Here is a 15,470-nt window from a genome sequence, read left to right on the forward strand (position 1 = left end):
CTTTATGCGAAGGGTGACTGCAGATGAGACCTACTTTTTCGGGTGCTGCGCCTGTATGCTCCGCGTGAGCAACTGGTATACCTGTTGGTAGAACGGCTGGTCCTGCAGCAGCTTCAGGTGTTCCTCGATCACATTCTGATCATGGCGCACAGCAGGTCCTGTCTGCACTTGGAAAGGATGACTCTGTAGTGCCTTGGCAACCGTCTCCTGAATAAGCGGCTGTAGGAGCGTATTGGGCAGGTCTGCCTGTTGGAGCAGCTGTCGGCTTATACCCAGCAGGTGGTTGGTGAAGTTGCAGGCAAACACAGCCGCCAGGTGCAGCTGCTTTCTTTTGCGAGAGTCCACTAGGTGTACTTCCTTTGAAATAGTGCCAGCCACTTCCTGCAATGTCTGAAAGGTGTGTTCGTCTTCGGCTTCCAGTAAAATGGGTATCGTGCTGAAATCAATAGGTTTCGATTTGGAGAAGGTCTGCAGCGGGTAGAACACACCCGTCCGGGCACCAGTTATACCTTGTAAAGCTGCCAGCGGCTGCGATCCCGAGGTGTGCACTACAATAGACCCTGCTGGAACTCTTACTGTCGCCACGACCGAGGCAATGGCCGCATCCGGCACAGCAATTACAAATAGCTCAGCGCCAGTAGTTCGCAAATCAAGAGAGTCAACCGCCTTGGCTGGCGACAGTTCCGCTGCCAGTTCTTCCCGGTGCGCGGCAGTCGGGCTGTATAAAGCCACTATCTTATGCCCCGCTTGGTTCAACGCCTTTCCTAAGTGCCAAGCTACATTCCCGGAACCGATGAGGGTTATTTTCATGGGGAGGGAGTGTGTTGGGTGATAACTTGCTGGTACAGGTCCATGATTTGCTTGCATACCACAGATCTGGAGTATTTACTCATAAAATTGGCTCTTATTTCTTTAGCATTGTACCGCTCATAATTCAGATACAAATCTTCCATGGCTCCAAATAGTGCATCTGTGTTACCTGGTTCTACCACCAACCCATTCTTGTCGTGTATAATACTTTCAGAGCCCCCACAATAAGTGCCAATTAAAGGTTTACCGCATGCTGAGGCTTCTAATAAGACAAGTGGTAGATTTTCATGAAAACTAGGTAATACAAATGCATCACAATTCTGGAGTTGCTCTGCAGCCTGTTGTCGGTTTAAAGTACCCAGCCATTGAACATGCTCTGTGATAGATAAACTTGAAGCCAATGATTGGTACTCCTGACGCTGCGGCCCATCGCCTCCGATTATCAAGCGTGTGTTTTTATATTGCTCATGTATACGTTTGAATGCTTCAAGCAGAAATTTTATCCCTTTTCTATCTTCCAAAACAGCTAATGTAAAGAACGTAAACCTTTGGTCTGTTTTAGGTATATGCTTAGGTTGGAAGACGCTCTCATCGGTTAAGTTTGGAATAAGCTTAAGCCTTGGTATGTCCCATTGTGTTAATGTCTCTTTCTGCTGTGGACTAACTACGATATTTGCTGCTGAATAATGAAATGGCTTGGCTAAGTATTGATTTAAAGTACCATTAGCTTTCAAAAATGAACGAAATGGGAAAGGTGCCATATGCTCAGTAATAGTATAAGGGACAGCGAACTTTTCAGCTAGCATCATAGCTACCCAACCGCCTGGGTGAGCGCTGTGTGCGTGGATAATATCGACCTTACCGACTTCTTCTTGGAATTTTTGAAAGTGTTTTACATTCACTTTAATAATGTTGTTGATATTGCCTCGAAGAAACTTTCTCGTCCAAGTAAAAGCAGGGGTATAATATTCTGTAATATTTCTCCCCAACTTTTGTGTAGTAGCCTTCTTCAAAGGGTATTTAAAAAGTTTTGAGATGTTTTTTAAATGATCTTTGCCCAGCAATAGTAAATCATTTTCATGCGTTCCCCACGTGCTTATAGCGAAATTCGATTCAGGGTATAACTCAGCCACAGCGAGAGACTGCTCTTTGTTGAAAATTCCTGTGTGTGGGTTATCTTTGCTGGGATACCAAGAAGGAATGACAAATACGTTCATCGATAAATAGTATATTCAGGTACACAGCCTAACTGAGCTGAAACTTGAGAAAATGAACTGTTATAAGAACCTAGAACCTTCTGGGTTTTAGATAAACAGTAAAGGTCAACCAAAGAGTCCTGTATACCTTCCGTTGAGTTTCTGTCCAAAGTTCTTTTTTGGCTGGTTATTACCTTTCCAGGAAACAGGTCTTTTACTAAAGCTTCTGTCTCTGCACAGTCAGTTGCAAGAAAGAAGTTAACTGTTGGTTTTGTTTTTAGTTCCTCCAGCATCCTTTTAATAAAATGCTCTGTACTGCTGTACTTAATAGCTTCAGTATGATCGGTTCGACGAATATGTACTCCAATTGTATTGCTAAATTGCTGTGTAACAGAGTTAATAATATTTTGTAAATGCTTTATTGGAATGAAATTCCTAACATAATTTTGTTCAGATGAAAATCGCCAGGAGGTACAGATAAAGCAGTTTTTTTCAGTTTGCATCCTTTCTTTGAAAGGCTTCAATAATTCATAAGACTTTTCCTCGTAATCATAAATAGTACTAAAATTTTTGGGAGAGATATCTGAAATGGGTTCTAAAGCATCATAAATTTCTTCAAACCATATTTCATGCTTAATTCCTAAAATTAATGATGTTAATGTATATATTTTTTTGCGAACAGGAGTATGAGGTTTGGAGCCAGGTAAATAAGGATAAAGTAATTTTAACCCTAAGAACCTCTTTTCTTCAATTACCCTAAAGTTACTGCTTGGCTCAAATAAATCTGAGTAACGGCAATTTAAGAATCTGTCTCTACCCCAAAACACCACCAAGTCTTTGTTTAAAGAATCTGCTATTTGTAAAGCAGAATCTATGGCACGTATTCTATTGCAGAGCCCTGCTACAGGTTTGAGATAAATTTTCTTTTTTGACATGTTGAAATTTACTTATAACAAATAAGGCAGGCCTTTCAAAGGCCTGCCTTACAAATCTAACACAATTCAGCAGTTTACGCTACTTGTGCCTTGCGTTCCGCTTTTACCTTCGGTGCTTTCCCTTCGCCAGAACCGCCTTCTTTGTTGCGGCGCATAATGGCCATGACAAAGCCGATGGACATGATGATCGTGCCGATCCAGAGGATGTTCACGAAGGGCTTCTCCATTGCTTTCAGGATGATGTAGTCCTTCTGCGTCACGTTCACGCCGATTTTGAAGCGGTGATTTTCTGTGTCGATGTTGAGGAACGTGATGCGAATGCCTAAGTCTTCAATCACTTCCGGTACGCGGCCCATCATCTGGTCTTTGATCATCAGGACAGGGTGGGCGTGGTAGTTTTTGCGCTCGCCCATGATCTTCATGGCAGCTTGCACCGCTACGTCACCTTCTACCAGCTTTACGCCAGGCACCTGGTCTATTTGCTCAATACCGTTGAACACGGCAATGTAGTCGTTGATCACAATCGTATCACCGGCTGAGAGCTCGTACTCCTGCAGTTCGCCCCAGTCCTTTTCTTCGTTCGGGTCAGGTACTGTGGAAACGTGGGTATAAAGGTCCTTGTCAGCGAAGTGCTTGATGTCCGGGGAGGCGAGGAGGCCCATGTTCGGGTTTACCTGGGCTCTTGGATAGAGCACAAAGTTTTCCTTGTCGCTTTCGTAGCTCACTTCGTAGTACGTGTTCTCTGGAGAGATCAGGTCCAGCGTGTCACCGGTCTCGAAATACACCTTGCCTTTTGCTTCTATTCTGCCACGGGCGATGGCCTTGTACAGGTCATCAGTCTGGTAAAGAAGCTCTTTGTTCACGTAGCCTGGCACGCCTTCCACTTCCTGGAACTGACCGTGGTAGCTCACTTTGAAGCGATCCATCTGCACAGGTGTGTTGCGCCACAGCAGCACGTTGTCACGGTTAATTTCGTCCGGGAACTCACGTGAGTAAAGGAGACCTGAGTTGTTTTGCGAGATGATGTTGGAGTAACCTGAAGAGAAGAGGATACCAATCAGCATCAGTGCTATACCGATGTGGGCCACAGCACCACCTGACAGCGTTACTTTCTTCTGCAGCAGGCCAAGTATAATGCTGAAGTTGGCGAATACCGCGAACAGCGACACCACAAACAGCAGGATGTATACCGGATTATCCAGCTTGAACGTGAAGATATCGAACTTATTGGAGAGGATGATTACCAGACTGGAGAACAGCAGGGTAAGCATGATCGGCATGGTGATGGCATCTTTAAAGCTCTTCTTGTTCGCTTTTTTCCACCACAATAGCTGACCTACCCCTGTCAGGATGGCGATGGCAACACCCGCCCACAGCTGGAACTTGGTATAGTGCTCTACTTGGTCGGCAGGCAAAGCAGCGTTTGAGTCGATGCCGAAGAAACCAAGGAAAGAGTTGTATACAGGTATAGAGGTCGTTACGAGCACCTGGAAAGCGGCCAGACAAAGCACAGCGGAGCCAATAAACACCCAGAACTCAGCACTGTAAGTTGAAAGTTCTTTCTCCGTTGTCGGAATTTTTTTCCAGTTGTACACAAGCAGCGCAATGGACAGCACCGTGAAAGCCATCATATAAGTGAACAGCTGGCCTGACAGACCTAAGTCAGTGAAGGAGTGAACTGAGGCGTTGCCCAGAATACCGCTTCGTGTCAGGAAAGTCGCGTACAGGATCAGGATAAAGGATGTGATTACCAGGATAAACGAAGCGCGCAGGCCCTGCTTGCTTCGACGGTAAGCGATCATGGTATGAATACCGCCCACCAGCACAAGCCACGGAATGTATACCGCGTTCTCCACCGGGTCCCAGTTCCAGTAGCCACCGAAGTTCAGCGTTTCATAGGCCCAGTAAGCACCCATCATGATACCAATACCAAGTGATACGGCAGCAAAGTGTGTCCAAGGCAGGGCAGGGCGAATCCACTCACTGAACTTGCCTTTCCAAAGACCGGCAATCGCAAACGCAAACGGAACAAGTGCGGCGGCGTAGCCCAGGAACAGAGTTGGCGGGTGAATCACCATCCAATAGTTCTGCAACAGCGGGTTCAGGCCGGTACCGTCAGCTGGCCTAAAGTTAGGGTCCATGGCAAACACAGGGGCGTCGGCCATGAAATCGCGCATCAGAATAAAAGGAGAAGAACCAAGCTTAAAGTCGCCGATCACCACGCCCAGGATCATGGAAGAGATGAATATCTGTACGAAAGAGAAGATGGCCATCACAGGTGCTTCCCACTGCTTGTTCTTCTTGCCGGCGTTCATCAGCACCAGGCCCAGGGCCACGTGCCAGAACATCCAAAGCAGGAACGACCCCTCCTGACCTTCCCAAAAACAGGAGATCATGTAATGCACCGGCAGGTGATTCGACGAGTGACTCCAGGCATAGTAGTACTCGTAGCGGTGCTCGTAAATAATGTTGAAAAGGCAGAAAATAATGGCTATAACCGCTGCACTGTGCACATAAAAGGATATGCGGGCCAGTTTGCGCCAGCTAGTATCGCCACTTTCTTCCGTTTTTTGGCGCGCGGCCATAAAATAAGCATAGGAGGCTACGATGGCCGCTACGAAAGCTACAATCACACTAGCATGGCCAAAGTCTCCAATCAGCGTATTAATCATCTTATATAGTTAAGAGTTGAGAGTTATGAGTTAAGAGTTGAAGAGGTATAAAAAGACTTTTAACTCTTCACTTTAACTTTTAACTAAATTTATATACCTGCAGTGTTGGTTTGAATTTCGTTCTCCGTGTATTTGGACGGACACTTGAGGAGGATCTTGTCGGCCACGAAAACGTCGTTCTGCATGTTGCCTGTAATCACAACCTGCTCGGAGCGCTCAAAGTCCTGCGGCTTAGGGTTGAAGTAGACCACACGCTGCTCGTAACGGTTGGTGTCCACCAGCGTGAAGGAAAAGTAGTTCGGGTCCTTCATCGGTTCATAGTGCATGCCCACGATATGTCCCTGATCGTCTTTCTTAAGGCGGCCTACCACGTGTACCTTCGTAGTCTTGCCATCCTCCGCCAGTTCAATAGCCTCACCAAACGAAACATAGGTGCTCGCGTCGCCAGCTGTGGTCATGATGATGCCGATGGCCATGGCGATAATTAAAATACCGATGATGTGTGATTTTTTCATCTTAATCCGAGGTATAGATTCTCCTATTCTGATAGCCTAACACACGACAGAGGCTTTTAAATCCATCGCAGATAGGGATATTCGTCATTTTTTGCTAAAAAAAGACCTAGCGATTTACATACTCGTCTTTCAGCTGCTTTTCCAGTCGGCCCACCTTGCGGTCGAGGGCAATGAGGTAGAACAGCACACCTGCCAGCACGGTGAGCAGCACGGCCACCACCACGTAGATCTTGCCATCCTGGCGCAGGGCATCAGCCATTTCGATGTTCTGCTGCGGAGCCGACGAGAACTCCACCATCTGGTCCTGGGCCATGGCTGGTTCAACGGCCAGCAGCATGCCCAACATAAAGCAGCAAATGGCCAGTATTCTAAACATTTTCATATAGGCGTTGTCTCAGTAATTCAAGTCTCGATTTCACATTTATGATCCAGACACCCAGCAGCGTCCAGCCCAGCACGGCCGGGTAGAACACCATACGCAGGCTGCTGTCGAGGTCGTAGGCGTTAAAGCCGGGGTTGCCGCCGTTACCCGGGTGGAGCGAGTCCGTCAGGCGGGGCAGTATGAAAAGCAATGGGATAAGGGCCGCAAAGGCGAAGATGTTGTAGACCGCACTGATGCGGGCGCGTTGCTGTTGCTCGGCAAAGGAGCTGCGCAGCACCAGGTAGGCGAAGTAAATCAGCAGGCCAATGGCCGCACCGTTCTGTTTCGGGTCGTTGCTCCAGTACTCGCCCCACGTAAACTTAGCCCACTCCATACCTGTCACGATGCCCAGGACGCCGAAAAGTATCCCTACCTTGGCAGATTCGTGGGCAATCACGTCGTTCCGGACACTGGGTTTTCGCAAGTACTTAATGGAGTACACCACCGACACCAGCAGGATCAGGATCATGCCAAACCACATGGGCACGTGGAAGTACAGATTGCGGATGGTTTCGTTGAGGATGGCCAGTCGGGGAACATCCGACAGCATACCTACTGCCACGGTAAACACCAGCAGCAGCACGGTCAGTATTTTCCACCAGTTCTTTTTCATGTTCCTTCTTCTCTTATTTTGATGGAAGCCCGTTTGGGCAGGCCTTCATACTACTTTTATCTCTAACAGTTCTGCCGCTGAAATTGTCGCAAAACCGGGCTGAAACTGTCTCTTAATTTTGGCCGGATCAGTTAGTTATACCTTATTTTCCGGCGGCTATACCTTGGCGTGCCGGGGTATGCCTTACGAACGCCAAAGGTACGGGAACAAAATATAAGAAACAGTGATAACGATCATGTTTATGGCAAGCAAAGTCAGCAGTTCGTCGAGACTGGCGGCCCGCTCCAGTCCGTCCATGGCGTTTTTAGACATTTTGATCAGCATGAGCAGCATCGGCACGATCACCGGGAAGCTGAGCACGGCCATCAGGGTGCTGCTGTTGGCGGCCTTGGAGGCTATACCTGAAATCATGGTGAGCGAGGTCGCAAAACCGATGGCGCCTAGCAGAATGCTGAGCAAAAACATCGGGATGTCCTCTACCGGATTGCCCAGCACAAATGCGTAGAACACGAAGCAGATGAGCGCCAGCACCAGCATGAGGCAGGCGTTGTAAAGGATCTTGGCCAGTATGATGCCCTGCGGACTCACGATGGAGTAGAAATAGAGCAGCCGGCCGCGGTTCTCCTGCATAAAGCTCTTGGCAATGGCGTTAACCGACGTGAAGAGCATGATGATCCAGAAAAGCGCATTCCAGACAGGCACCTGCAGGACATTGGAGCGCAGCCCGAAGCTAAGGTAGCAGACGAATACGGTGCTGCTGACATAAAGCAACATGCCGTTGAAGGCATACTTCTGCCGCAACTCCAGCAGAAAATCCTTTTGCATTAGGTATATGACTTCTTTGAACAGCACCGTCGTAATTTTGCGCAAAGGTACGACACAAATTGTATAATTACTAAGGGGCGGTGGGAGGTATAGGTATAGCCAGGCTTCTAAGGTGATCTTCCATAGTGGCGGGGTGCTCCGAGCCCGTCGGGTTTCAAACCCGGCAGCATAAAAAAGGCGCAAGTTCGAAAACCTGCGCCTATAATCATGCTATACCTGTTAAACTTAACCTCCTCAAACCCACAATTAAACCATCAACAATTTAACAATCTATTCATCCTTCTTTTTCTTCTTTCTTTTGTGCTTCACCACCTTCGCCTCGCGGTAGAAAATGATTTCCTCGGCCATGTTGGTTACCTGGTCGCCTGCACGTTCGAGCTTTTTGATGATAGAAAGTATCGCCAGTCCTTCTGGTATGCGGTCGGGGTTGGCTTGCAGATACTTGGTAATAATCACGTCCGACTTGCGGTATATTTTGTTGAGGGCCTTGTCGAGCTTAATGACTTCTTTGGCAAGTTTCGGGTCGTCTTGCACAAAGGCCACGCGGCAATCGCGGAACATGGCAATCGCCTGGTCATACATCACCATCATATTGGTGAGCTCTATCAATTCGGGGTCGAAGGGGCGCTCCATTTTTTTAACGAAGTGGGCCATGCTTTCAGCCGTGTCGCCGATTCGCTCCAAGTTCGTGTTTATTTTAAGAAGGGAGAGCGCAGCGCGTAAATCTACTGCCACCGGCGTGTACAGGGCAAGGAAGTTTTCGCACATCCGGTCTATTTTGATGTCGTAGTTGTTGACCTTGCGCTCAAGTTTGATAATGCGGTCGGCCAGTTCGGAGTCAGCGTTCATCACGGCGTCGCGTCCGCTGGCGAGCTGGTGGTCAACCAGGTCCCACATCTCCAGTAGTTTCTCCCGCAGCCGGCTTATTTCTTCATCAATGTGTAGCATTCGTATGTCTTTGTTTGAGTGAGACTAAATTTCTATACGTGAATCGGCGGTGAGCATCCCTTAACCGAAACGGCCCGTGATGTAGTTTTGCGTGCGCTCGTTTTTAGGGCTCGTAAACATGGTTTTGGTTTTGGAATACTCCACCAGCTCACCCATGTAGAAGAAGGCGGTGTGGTCACTTACGCGACCGGCCTGCTGCATGTTGTGCGTCACAATAATGATGGTGTAGTACTGCTTCAGCTCATGAATCAAGTCCTCAATTTTAGCCGTTGAGATGGGGTCTAGAGCCGAGGTGGGTTCGTCCATCAGGATCACCGACGGCGAGATGGCCAGCGCGCGGGCAATGCAGAGGCGCTGCTGTTGTCCACCGGAAAGGGCCAGCGCCGATTTGTCCAGCTTGTCTTTCACCTCGTCCCAAAGGGCCGTCTGGCGCAGCGACTTCTCACAAGTCTCCCGCAACAGTTTCTTGTCCTTTATACCTTGTATTTTAAGGCCGTAGACTACGTTCTCGAAAATTGTTTTGGGGAAAGGGTTCGGTTTCTGGAACACCATGCCCACCTCTTTGCGTAGTTCGTCTACCCGTACGTTACTGGCGTAAATATCGCGGTTGTCCAACAAAATCTGCCCTTGCACGCGGAAACCGTCGATGTAGTCGTTCATGCGGTTAAGGGTACGCAAAAACGTGGACTTGCCGCAGCCTGAAGGACCGATAAAGGCTGTCACAGCCTTTTCTTCCATGGCGATGTTGATGTTTTTAAGCGCATGAAAATCGCCGTAATAGGCATCGAGGTTAATAGCCTCTAACTTGTGTTGTCTTTTGGTCATGGGTGAAAACTTACCATTTTATTTTCTTTTGCTGACGGTTACGCAGGTATACCGCAATGCCGTTAAGCAAGAAGGTAATCAGTAACAGGATAATAATGGCTGCCGCCGCATTGGTCAGGAAGGCTGCCTGTGGACGCGAGGTCCAGTTAAAGATCTGGATCGGCAGCACCGTAAACTCGTCCATCGGCGACTTCGGCACAAAAGGCACATAAGCCAGCGCCCCGATCACGATCAGCGGAGCTGCCTCGCCTACTGCCCTGGAAAGCGCCAGGATTACACCCGTCAGGATACCCCCAAACGAGGCGGGCAGCACCTGGTGCCACACCGTCTGCCATTTAGAGGCGCCTAGCGCAAACGAACCGTCGCGGATGGTGCGGGGCACCGCCTTGATGGCTTCGCGCGTGGTCACAATCACGATAGGCAGGATAAGGAGCGAAAGCGTAAGCGCACCAACCAGCAAAACCGGCCCCAGATACATGAAACGCACAAAAAGCTCCAGACCCAGCAAACCATAAATAATGGACGGCACACCAGCCAGGTTGGCAATGTTAATCTCTAGGAAATCCGCGAGCTTCGTCTTTTTCGCGTACTCCTCCAGGTATACGCCGGCGGCTATACCTAGCGGGAAGGCAATCAGGGCGGAAAGCACCAGAATCCAGAGCGTACCGGTCCAAGCGGTGAGTATACCTGCCCGGGCAGCCCGGCGCGAAGGCAAACTGGTCAGGAAGTCCCAGTCAATGCGGCGAACACCTTCAATAACGATATCAACCAGGAAGATGGCCAGCACCACCAGCCCGATGAAGGTACAGAAAATGCCGAACACCTGAAAGGCCTTGTCTTTGAGGCGGTTTTTTTCGGAGTTAGTCATACTTTTCCTGATATTTCTTTTTAATCCAGAAGCTGAGGTTGTTCAGCAGGAACGTGAACACAAACAGCGTCATACCTGCCGCGAAAATGGTGCGGTACTCGAGCGAGCCGTGCGGCACGTCGCCCATGCTCACCTGCACAATGTAGGTGGTGATCGTCTCGATCGGCACCAGCGGGTTGAGCGTAAGACGCGGCTGCTGACCTGCGGCGATGGCCACGATCATGGTTTCACCCACTGCTCTTGAAATAGCCAGGATCACCGACACCAGTATACCCGACGAAGCAGCAGGTACCATCACTCCGAATGCGGTCTGCAGTCGGGTGGAGCCCATGCCGTAGGCAGCCTCGCGCAATGAGCGGGGCACGGCGCTGATGGCGTCTTCGCTCAATGAGGAGATCATTGGAATGATCATCACGCCCATCACGATGCCGGCCGACAGTGCGTTGAAGCCCGCCAGCCCAGGTATAAACGATTGCAGGAAAGGCGTCACCACCGTCAGGGCGAAGAAGCCATACACCACCGTAGGTATAGTGGCCAGTACCTCCAGCAGTGGTTTAATGATGGTTTTGAAACGGGCATGGGCATACTCGTTCAGGTAAATGGCGATGGTGAGCCCGATGGGCAGCGCCACCGCAATGGCTATGGCCGTAGTCAGGAAGGTGCCCGCCACAAGGGGCAGAATGCCGAACTTCTTCTCGGCAAAAAGCGGTGTCCATTCCTTCTCCGTCAGGAAGCGCACAATGGACACTTCACTGAAAAACTGGACTGACTCCGACAGCAACACCCAGATGATACTGATCGTGATCAGTACCGTGATGGCGGCCGACAGCCACAGCAAGCCTTCTATGATTCTCTCCTGTACTCTCAAGGTGCTTTTTGATTGAAGCGCAGGTATAGCCTTCGTCTCCGTTGGCTATACCTGCGCAGGTTGATTCAGGATGTTATTGTTGATTGGCCGTAGCGGCACCGGTGGCAAATTGCTCGAACTTCTGCTTTTGCTCGTTGTACACGTTGTCAGGCAGGGCAATGTAGCCTACTTCCTGCGCCAGCTCACCTGCGTTTTCGAGGTAATAGTTGATAAAGTCCACTACTTCTGGTCTGGCCACCGCCTTGGAGCTCACATACAGGAACAGCGCGCGCGAAAGTGGAGCGTAAGAACCATCCTTCACCGTTTCCAGCGATGGCAGAACAGGGCCAGCGCCGTTGTCTACAGGTATAGCCTTGAGCTTGCTCTTGTTCTCTTCGTAGTAAGCGTACCCGAAAAAGCCGAGGGCCAGCGGGTCGGTAGACACGCCCTGTACCAGCACGTTGTCGTCTTCGCTGGCGGTATAGTCGCCGCGGCTCGAGTGGCTCTTGCCTACAATGGCTTCGGTGAAGTAGTCGTATGTGCCGGACTCCACGCCCGCGCCGTACAGGTGGATCTCTTTGTCAGGCCACTCCGGACGGATCTGGTTCCAGCGCGTGATGGTACCCTGTGCTTCAGGCTCCCACATTTTCTTCAGCTCCGCCACTGTGATGTCTTTTGCCCAGTCATTGGAAGGGTGCACCACCACGGTCAGGCCGTCGTAGGCCACCGAAAGCTGCACATAGGAGATGCCGTTTTCCTTTGCCGTCGCAGCTTCCGATTCGTTGATGGAGCGGGAGGCGTTTACGATGTCGATTTCGCCGCGGGAGAATTTCTTCATGCCGCCGCCTGTGCCCGACACGCCCACGGTAACTTTCACGTCCGGAGCTTCGGCGCGGTACTCTTCGGCCACGGCTTCCGTCACAGGGTATACCGTAGAGGAGCCGTCAATCGAAATGGAACCGGAGATGTCGTTGCCGCCTTCCTGGTTATTGCCGCCGCACGATGTGAAAGCAAGCGAAGCACCCAATACGATGGCCGCACTCAGTTTAAATCGGGAAAAGCTAAGATTTAGCATACAAGTTGATTTTAGGATGTATAAGTTTTTGTTATGTCTAGTCTGTTTTTGCTCAATAGTTAAGCGGGTGTACTTGTTTGGTAATCAGTTGGTTTTTCTACAAGGCCAATTCCATCTGTAATCTAAACTGGGTACGATCCTCACGGTTCGCCTCCTGTATCAGCGTCACGTCGCTTTGCACTTTCAGTGAGTGCCCCACGATGTATTTTGATACGCCCAGGGTATACTGGTCCTGCTGGCGTATACCTGTCACGGCTGTCGGGTTGAAGTCGGTATAGCGGCCGGCTACTTCCCAGTTGCTCGGCAGCAGGTAGCCTGCCTGCAGGTTCAGGGCCGTGCCCGTCACGAAGGTTTCCGTCACGTCGCCCAGCTCGTCGCGCAGCACCACCGGCCCGTCGGGGGCTTTACGGTCGGCATACTCGCCCATGGCCGAAAAGCCGCGGTACTTGAACATGGCATCCACGAACCAGGTGCGCAGGCTGCGCCTTTCGGTCAGGAAGTCGCCGAGCTGCCCTTGGGCGCGTGCCGTGTTGCTGTTGTAGTCGAAGGAGGTAGCCAGCGCAAGTTTCGGTGTTTGCTCGCGCTCCATGTCGCTGCCTACATAATCGCCGTCGCCTTCAAATGCCCCAAAAGGCAGTATCTCAAAACGCCCTGTGTAATCGTAGCCGCCTGTATTGTTCACGGTAATGTCGCGACCTTCGCCCATCGAAATGGAGCCGATCTCCCGTAGCACCACCGGACCTAACTGATGCTCGTGCCGCAACTGCAGACCTGCATCGCGGTCGAGGTTGAAGCGGGAGTTGAGCAGGCTGCGGTCTACGAACTGGAGTTTCTGCGACGATACCACACGCTCGCGGTTGCCCGGTAGTTTGGTCTGGCCTACCCACAGTTGCAGGTTCGGAGTGAGGTGCCACTTGGCCACCGCGTCGAGGATGATGTTGTCGGCGTTGTTGGTCAGGTCGGGCACGTCGCTGCCAATGTCGCTGTTGCTCAGGCCGAACTCAATCTTATATTCCAGTTTTGGAGAAAAGGCAAAGCCGTCGAACTTCAGGCGTGCGCGGCGAATCAGGAAGCGGTCGTCCCAGTTGCCGGTGGTGGGTGTGTTGCCGCCTTGGTAAAGCAGCTGAAAGCGGGTGCTGAATTTGAGGCTAAAAGAGGAGTCAGCGGCCACGAACTGAAGCCCTTTGCCAAACTTGCTTTCGTTCACGGTCTGGGCCTGCGTGCTGTAGGTATAGAGAAGGCTAGACAAGAGCACCAAAAGGACTCCTTTGAGGTTATGGTTCACGAGCTGTATTAGTTAAGGGTAAGAATTAGCTAATGCCATGCTGTTAGTTTCTTTACTAAGAGCGCAGTGGTCTAAGTCGCGCACTTCTTTGTGTGTTTCAGAATTCATGCGATGGTTAGTCAGGCCATTGGTGCTGTTTCTGATTCACGGTACAAAATAACCGCTTTCATATTACCTGAAGATTACGGCCATGTTACCGTTATGTTAAGAGTTAAGGCTTTTTGAAAGAAAGGGGAACCAAAACAGCCGCTGGCTTCGGAGAACCAACGGCTGCATCATTAAGGTATGGCGGTTGCCTAAAAGTTAAACTGTGCCTGTAGCCGGAGGCGGTTGCCATACTGTCTGTTGTCGAAGTTCTGGGCGTTGCGAATGGTGCGGTCGCCGATGCTGTAGTCGGCTGTCAGCTCTACGCTCTTGTGCACCAGCCACTCCACACCGATCTCCGTCTCGTACACGCTGTAGCCGGGGGCGTCGCGCTCATGCTTCTTGCCGCCTTCGTAGTGCTGTACCTTTACGAAAGGTATAAGCACCTGCGAGCCGACCTCTTTGCGGTACATGGCCTGCGCATACCCACCGTGCAGGTTCTGCACTTCAATGGCGTTGCTTTCTAGGTTAAATTCCGGTCCGCGGCCTACGTTGTACTCCGCCTGAAATCCGAAGGGCTGCGGGTATACCACCACAGAGGCCGCTAGACGCTGGTCGTCAAAACCGTCTTTCAGATACTTCTCTTCTATACCTACACCCGACGAAACCTGGTCCGGCGTCACGACATACTTACCGGTATAAGCCTGTATACCTGGCTCTATGATCTGCTTGCCGCCCACGAGCAAGGGGTAGGAGAGACGCGCCACAACGTGCTGTGTACTGTTTACCTCCGGCTTGTTCGCCGTCTGGCCGTTGTAGATACCGATGCCGAACACACCGTAGTTGCCTGTGCCTTTCAGGCCGGCGTCTGTCAGTAGCTTGAAGCGCTCCTGAATGGCCTCCGGCGTCCAGTAAAAGAAGATGCCAAGGTCACGTTCGTTGGCAATGGCGCTGTTCAGGGCGTCGTTCCGGTCCAGGGCCAGGCGGTTGCTGCTCGACTGCAGGTTCTCAAAACCATAAGGGATCTTGCTCTGGCCTACCCGGAAACGGTATACCTTGTTTTTGTCGAGCGACACATCGAAATAAGCGTCGCGGAGCTGGAAGAAGTGTAGGGTGTTGGAAGAGGCCGAAGAGGCGAAATCTGGCTGGATGTAGATATAGAGTCGGTCGCTCACGTCGCCGCTGAAGATCAGGCGGCCGCGGCGCAGGAACAGGCCGCCGCCATCACCGAGGGATTTGTCGCACTGATCGCACTTGAGGTTGGGGTTGGTTTCGAGGAGGCGGTTGTAGCGCACCTGGGCGTAGCCGCGCAGCGAGATCCTGTCGTACCAGGCTTTCTTTTTTGGGGTTTCCTGCACCGCATTGGGAGCTGGCTGTTGCACCACGACCGGGGTCGCCTTTGCGGTGGAGTCTGTGGTTTGCGCCTTTGTTTCCTCTGAAAAGAAAAGGCCTGTCGCTAATCCTGCCACCAGGATTGCGCGCATAACTGTTTTAACCTTCATGCTTTGGGTGAGTTTGGTGTACTGACTGCCCTAGTCTGTTCCCGCCGCG

15 protein-coding genes are annotated in these 15,470 nt (G+C 50.8%); all 15 read right to left on the bottom strand.

Annotation, left to right across the window (positions count from 1 at the left end; genetic code table 11):
• Window positions 1-30: 30 nt before the first annotated feature.
• Complete coding sequence (locus tag B0B12_RS11675; RefSeq protein WP_076669071.1) at window positions 31-810, bottom strand: Rossmann-like and DUF2520 domain-containing protein; 780 nt, start codon at window positions 808-810, stop codon at window positions 31-33.
• Window positions 807-2,027 (bottom strand): glycosyltransferase, encoded by a 1,221-nt coding sequence (locus B0B12_RS11680; protein WP_076669073.1) that lies wholly within the window; start codon window positions 2,025-2,027, stop codon window positions 807-809. The genes B0B12_RS11675 and B0B12_RS11680 overlap by 4 nt, the downstream gene beginning before the upstream one ends.
• Window positions 2,024-2,941: an O-fucosyltransferase family protein gene (locus B0B12_RS11685; protein WP_076669075.1), complete on the bottom strand. Its 918-nt coding sequence runs from the start codon at window positions 2,939-2,941 to the stop codon at window positions 2,024-2,026. Before B0B12_RS11685 ends, B0B12_RS11680 begins: the two co-directional genes overlap by 4 nt.
• A gap of 74 nt (window positions 2,942-3,015) precedes the next feature.
• Window positions 3,016-5,613 (bottom strand): cytochrome c biogenesis protein CcsA, encoded by a 2,598-nt coding sequence (ccsA, locus tag B0B12_RS11690; protein ID WP_076669077.1) that lies wholly within the window; start codon window positions 5,611-5,613, stop codon window positions 3,016-3,018.
• 89 nt (window positions 5,614-5,702) lie between these two features.
• Window positions 5,703-6,128: a cytochrome c maturation protein CcmE domain-containing protein gene (locus B0B12_RS11695; RefSeq protein WP_076669079.1), complete on the bottom strand. Its 426-nt coding sequence runs from the start codon at window positions 6,126-6,128 to the stop codon at window positions 5,703-5,705.
• A 106-nt stretch (window positions 6,129-6,234) separates the two neighbouring features.
• Window positions 6,235-6,510, bottom strand: a complete 276-nt coding sequence (locus tag B0B12_RS11700; RefSeq protein ID WP_342039368.1) for a CcmD family protein — start codon at window positions 6,508-6,510, stop codon at window positions 6,235-6,237.
• Window positions 6,497-7,162, bottom strand: coding sequence for a cytochrome c biogenesis protein CcsA (ccsA, locus tag B0B12_RS11705; RefSeq protein ID WP_076669081.1), 666 nt, complete (start codon window positions 7,160-7,162; stop codon window positions 6,497-6,499). The genes B0B12_RS11700 and ccsA (B0B12_RS11705) overlap by 14 nt, the downstream gene beginning before the upstream one ends.
• Window positions 7,163-7,345: 183 nt before the next feature.
• Complete coding sequence (locus B0B12_RS11710) at window positions 7,346-7,987, bottom strand: heme exporter protein CcmB (protein WP_076670305.1); 642 nt, start codon at window positions 7,985-7,987, stop codon at window positions 7,346-7,348.
• 270 nt (window positions 7,988-8,257) lie between these two features.
• Window positions 8,258-8,935 carry a phosphate signaling complex protein PhoU gene (gene phoU, locus B0B12_RS11715; protein WP_076669083.1) on the bottom strand — a complete coding sequence of 226 codons (678 nt, stop codon included), beginning with the start codon at window positions 8,933-8,935 and terminating at the stop codon, window positions 8,258-8,260.
• A gap of 60 nt (window positions 8,936-8,995) precedes the next feature.
• Entirely contained in the window at window positions 8,996-9,760 is a 765-nt protein-coding gene (pstB, locus tag B0B12_RS11720) for a phosphate ABC transporter ATP-binding protein PstB (RefSeq protein WP_076669085.1), read from the bottom strand.
• Between the two features lie 10 nt (window positions 9,761-9,770).
• On the bottom strand, window positions 9,771-10,628 hold the full coding sequence (gene pstA, locus B0B12_RS11725; protein ID WP_076669087.1) for a phosphate ABC transporter permease PstA: 858 nt from the start codon (window positions 10,626-10,628) through the stop codon (window positions 9,771-9,773).
• A complete protein-coding gene (pstC, locus tag B0B12_RS11730) occupies window positions 10,621-11,496 on the bottom strand; it encodes a phosphate ABC transporter permease subunit PstC (protein ID WP_076669089.1) in 876 nt (291 codons plus the stop codon). The genes pstA and pstC overlap by 8 nt, the downstream gene beginning before the upstream one ends.
• A 73-nt stretch (window positions 11,497-11,569) precedes the next feature.
• On the bottom strand, window positions 11,570-12,550 hold the full coding sequence (locus tag B0B12_RS11735) for a PstS family phosphate ABC transporter substrate-binding protein (protein WP_076669091.1): 981 nt from the start codon (window positions 12,548-12,550) through the stop codon (window positions 11,570-11,572).
• Window positions 12,551-12,647: 97 nt separating this feature from the next.
• On the bottom strand, window positions 12,648-13,835 hold the full coding sequence (locus B0B12_RS11740) for a porin (RefSeq protein WP_076669094.1): 1,188 nt from the start codon (window positions 13,833-13,835) through the stop codon (window positions 12,648-12,650).
• A gap of 296 nt (window positions 13,836-14,131) precedes the next feature.
• Window positions 14,132-15,421, bottom strand: a complete 1,290-nt coding sequence (locus B0B12_RS11745) for a porin (protein WP_076669096.1) — start codon at window positions 15,419-15,421, stop codon at window positions 14,132-14,134.
• Window positions 15,422-15,470 lie beyond the last annotated feature (49 nt).

The sequence above is a fragment of the Pontibacter indicus genome, assembly GCF_900156345.1.
Taxonomy (GTDB): domain Bacteria; phylum Bacteroidota; class Bacteroidia; order Cytophagales; family Hymenobacteraceae; genus Pontibacter; species Pontibacter indicus.

Excerpts from the sequence above, each read along its gene's own strand:
- B0B12_RS11675 (WP_076669071.1), bottom strand. The coding sequence starts at position 810 with ATGAAAATAACCCTCATCGGTTCCGGGAATGTAGCTTGGCACTTAGGA.
- B0B12_RS11680 (WP_076669073.1), bottom strand. The coding sequence starts at position 2,027 with ATGAACGTATTTGTCATTCCTTCTTGGTATCCCAGCAAAGATAACCCA.
- B0B12_RS11685 (WP_076669075.1), bottom strand. The coding sequence starts at position 2,941 with ATGTCAAAAAAGAAAATTTATCTCAAACCTGTAGCAGGGCTCTGCAAT.
- ccsA (WP_076669077.1), bottom strand. The coding sequence starts at position 5,613 with ATGATTAATACGCTGATTGGAGACTTTGGCCATGCTAGTGTGATTGTA.
- B0B12_RS11695 (WP_076669079.1), bottom strand. The coding sequence starts at position 6,128 with ATGAAAAAATCACACATCATCGGTATTTTAATTATCGCCATGGCCATC.
- B0B12_RS11700 (WP_342039368.1), bottom strand. The coding sequence starts at position 6,510 with ATGAAAATGTTTAGAATACTGGCCATTTGCTGCTTTATGTTGGGCATG.
- ccsA (WP_076669081.1), bottom strand. The coding sequence starts at position 7,162 with ATGAAAAAGAACTGGTGGAAAATACTGACCGTGCTGCTGCTGGTGTTT.
- B0B12_RS11710 (WP_076670305.1), bottom strand. The coding sequence starts at position 7,987 with ATGCAAAAGGATTTTCTGCTGGAGTTGCGGCAGAAGTATGCCTTCAAC.
- phoU (WP_076669083.1), bottom strand. The coding sequence starts at position 8,935 with ATGCTACACATTGATGAAGAAATAAGCCGGCTGCGGGAGAAACTACTG.
- pstB (WP_076669085.1), bottom strand. The coding sequence starts at position 9,760 with ATGACCAAAAGACAACACAAGTTAGAGGCTATTAACCTCGATGCCTAT.
- pstA (WP_076669087.1), bottom strand. The coding sequence starts at position 10,628 with ATGACTAACTCCGAAAAAAACCGCCTCAAAGACAAGGCCTTTCAGGTG.
- B0B12_RS11735 (WP_076669091.1), bottom strand. The coding sequence starts at position 12,550 with ATGCTAAATCTTAGCTTTTCCCGATTTAAACTGAGTGCGGCCATCGTA.
- B0B12_RS11745 (WP_076669096.1), bottom strand. The coding sequence starts at position 15,421 with ATGAAGGTTAAAACAGTTATGCGCGCAATCCTGGTGGCAGGATTAGCG.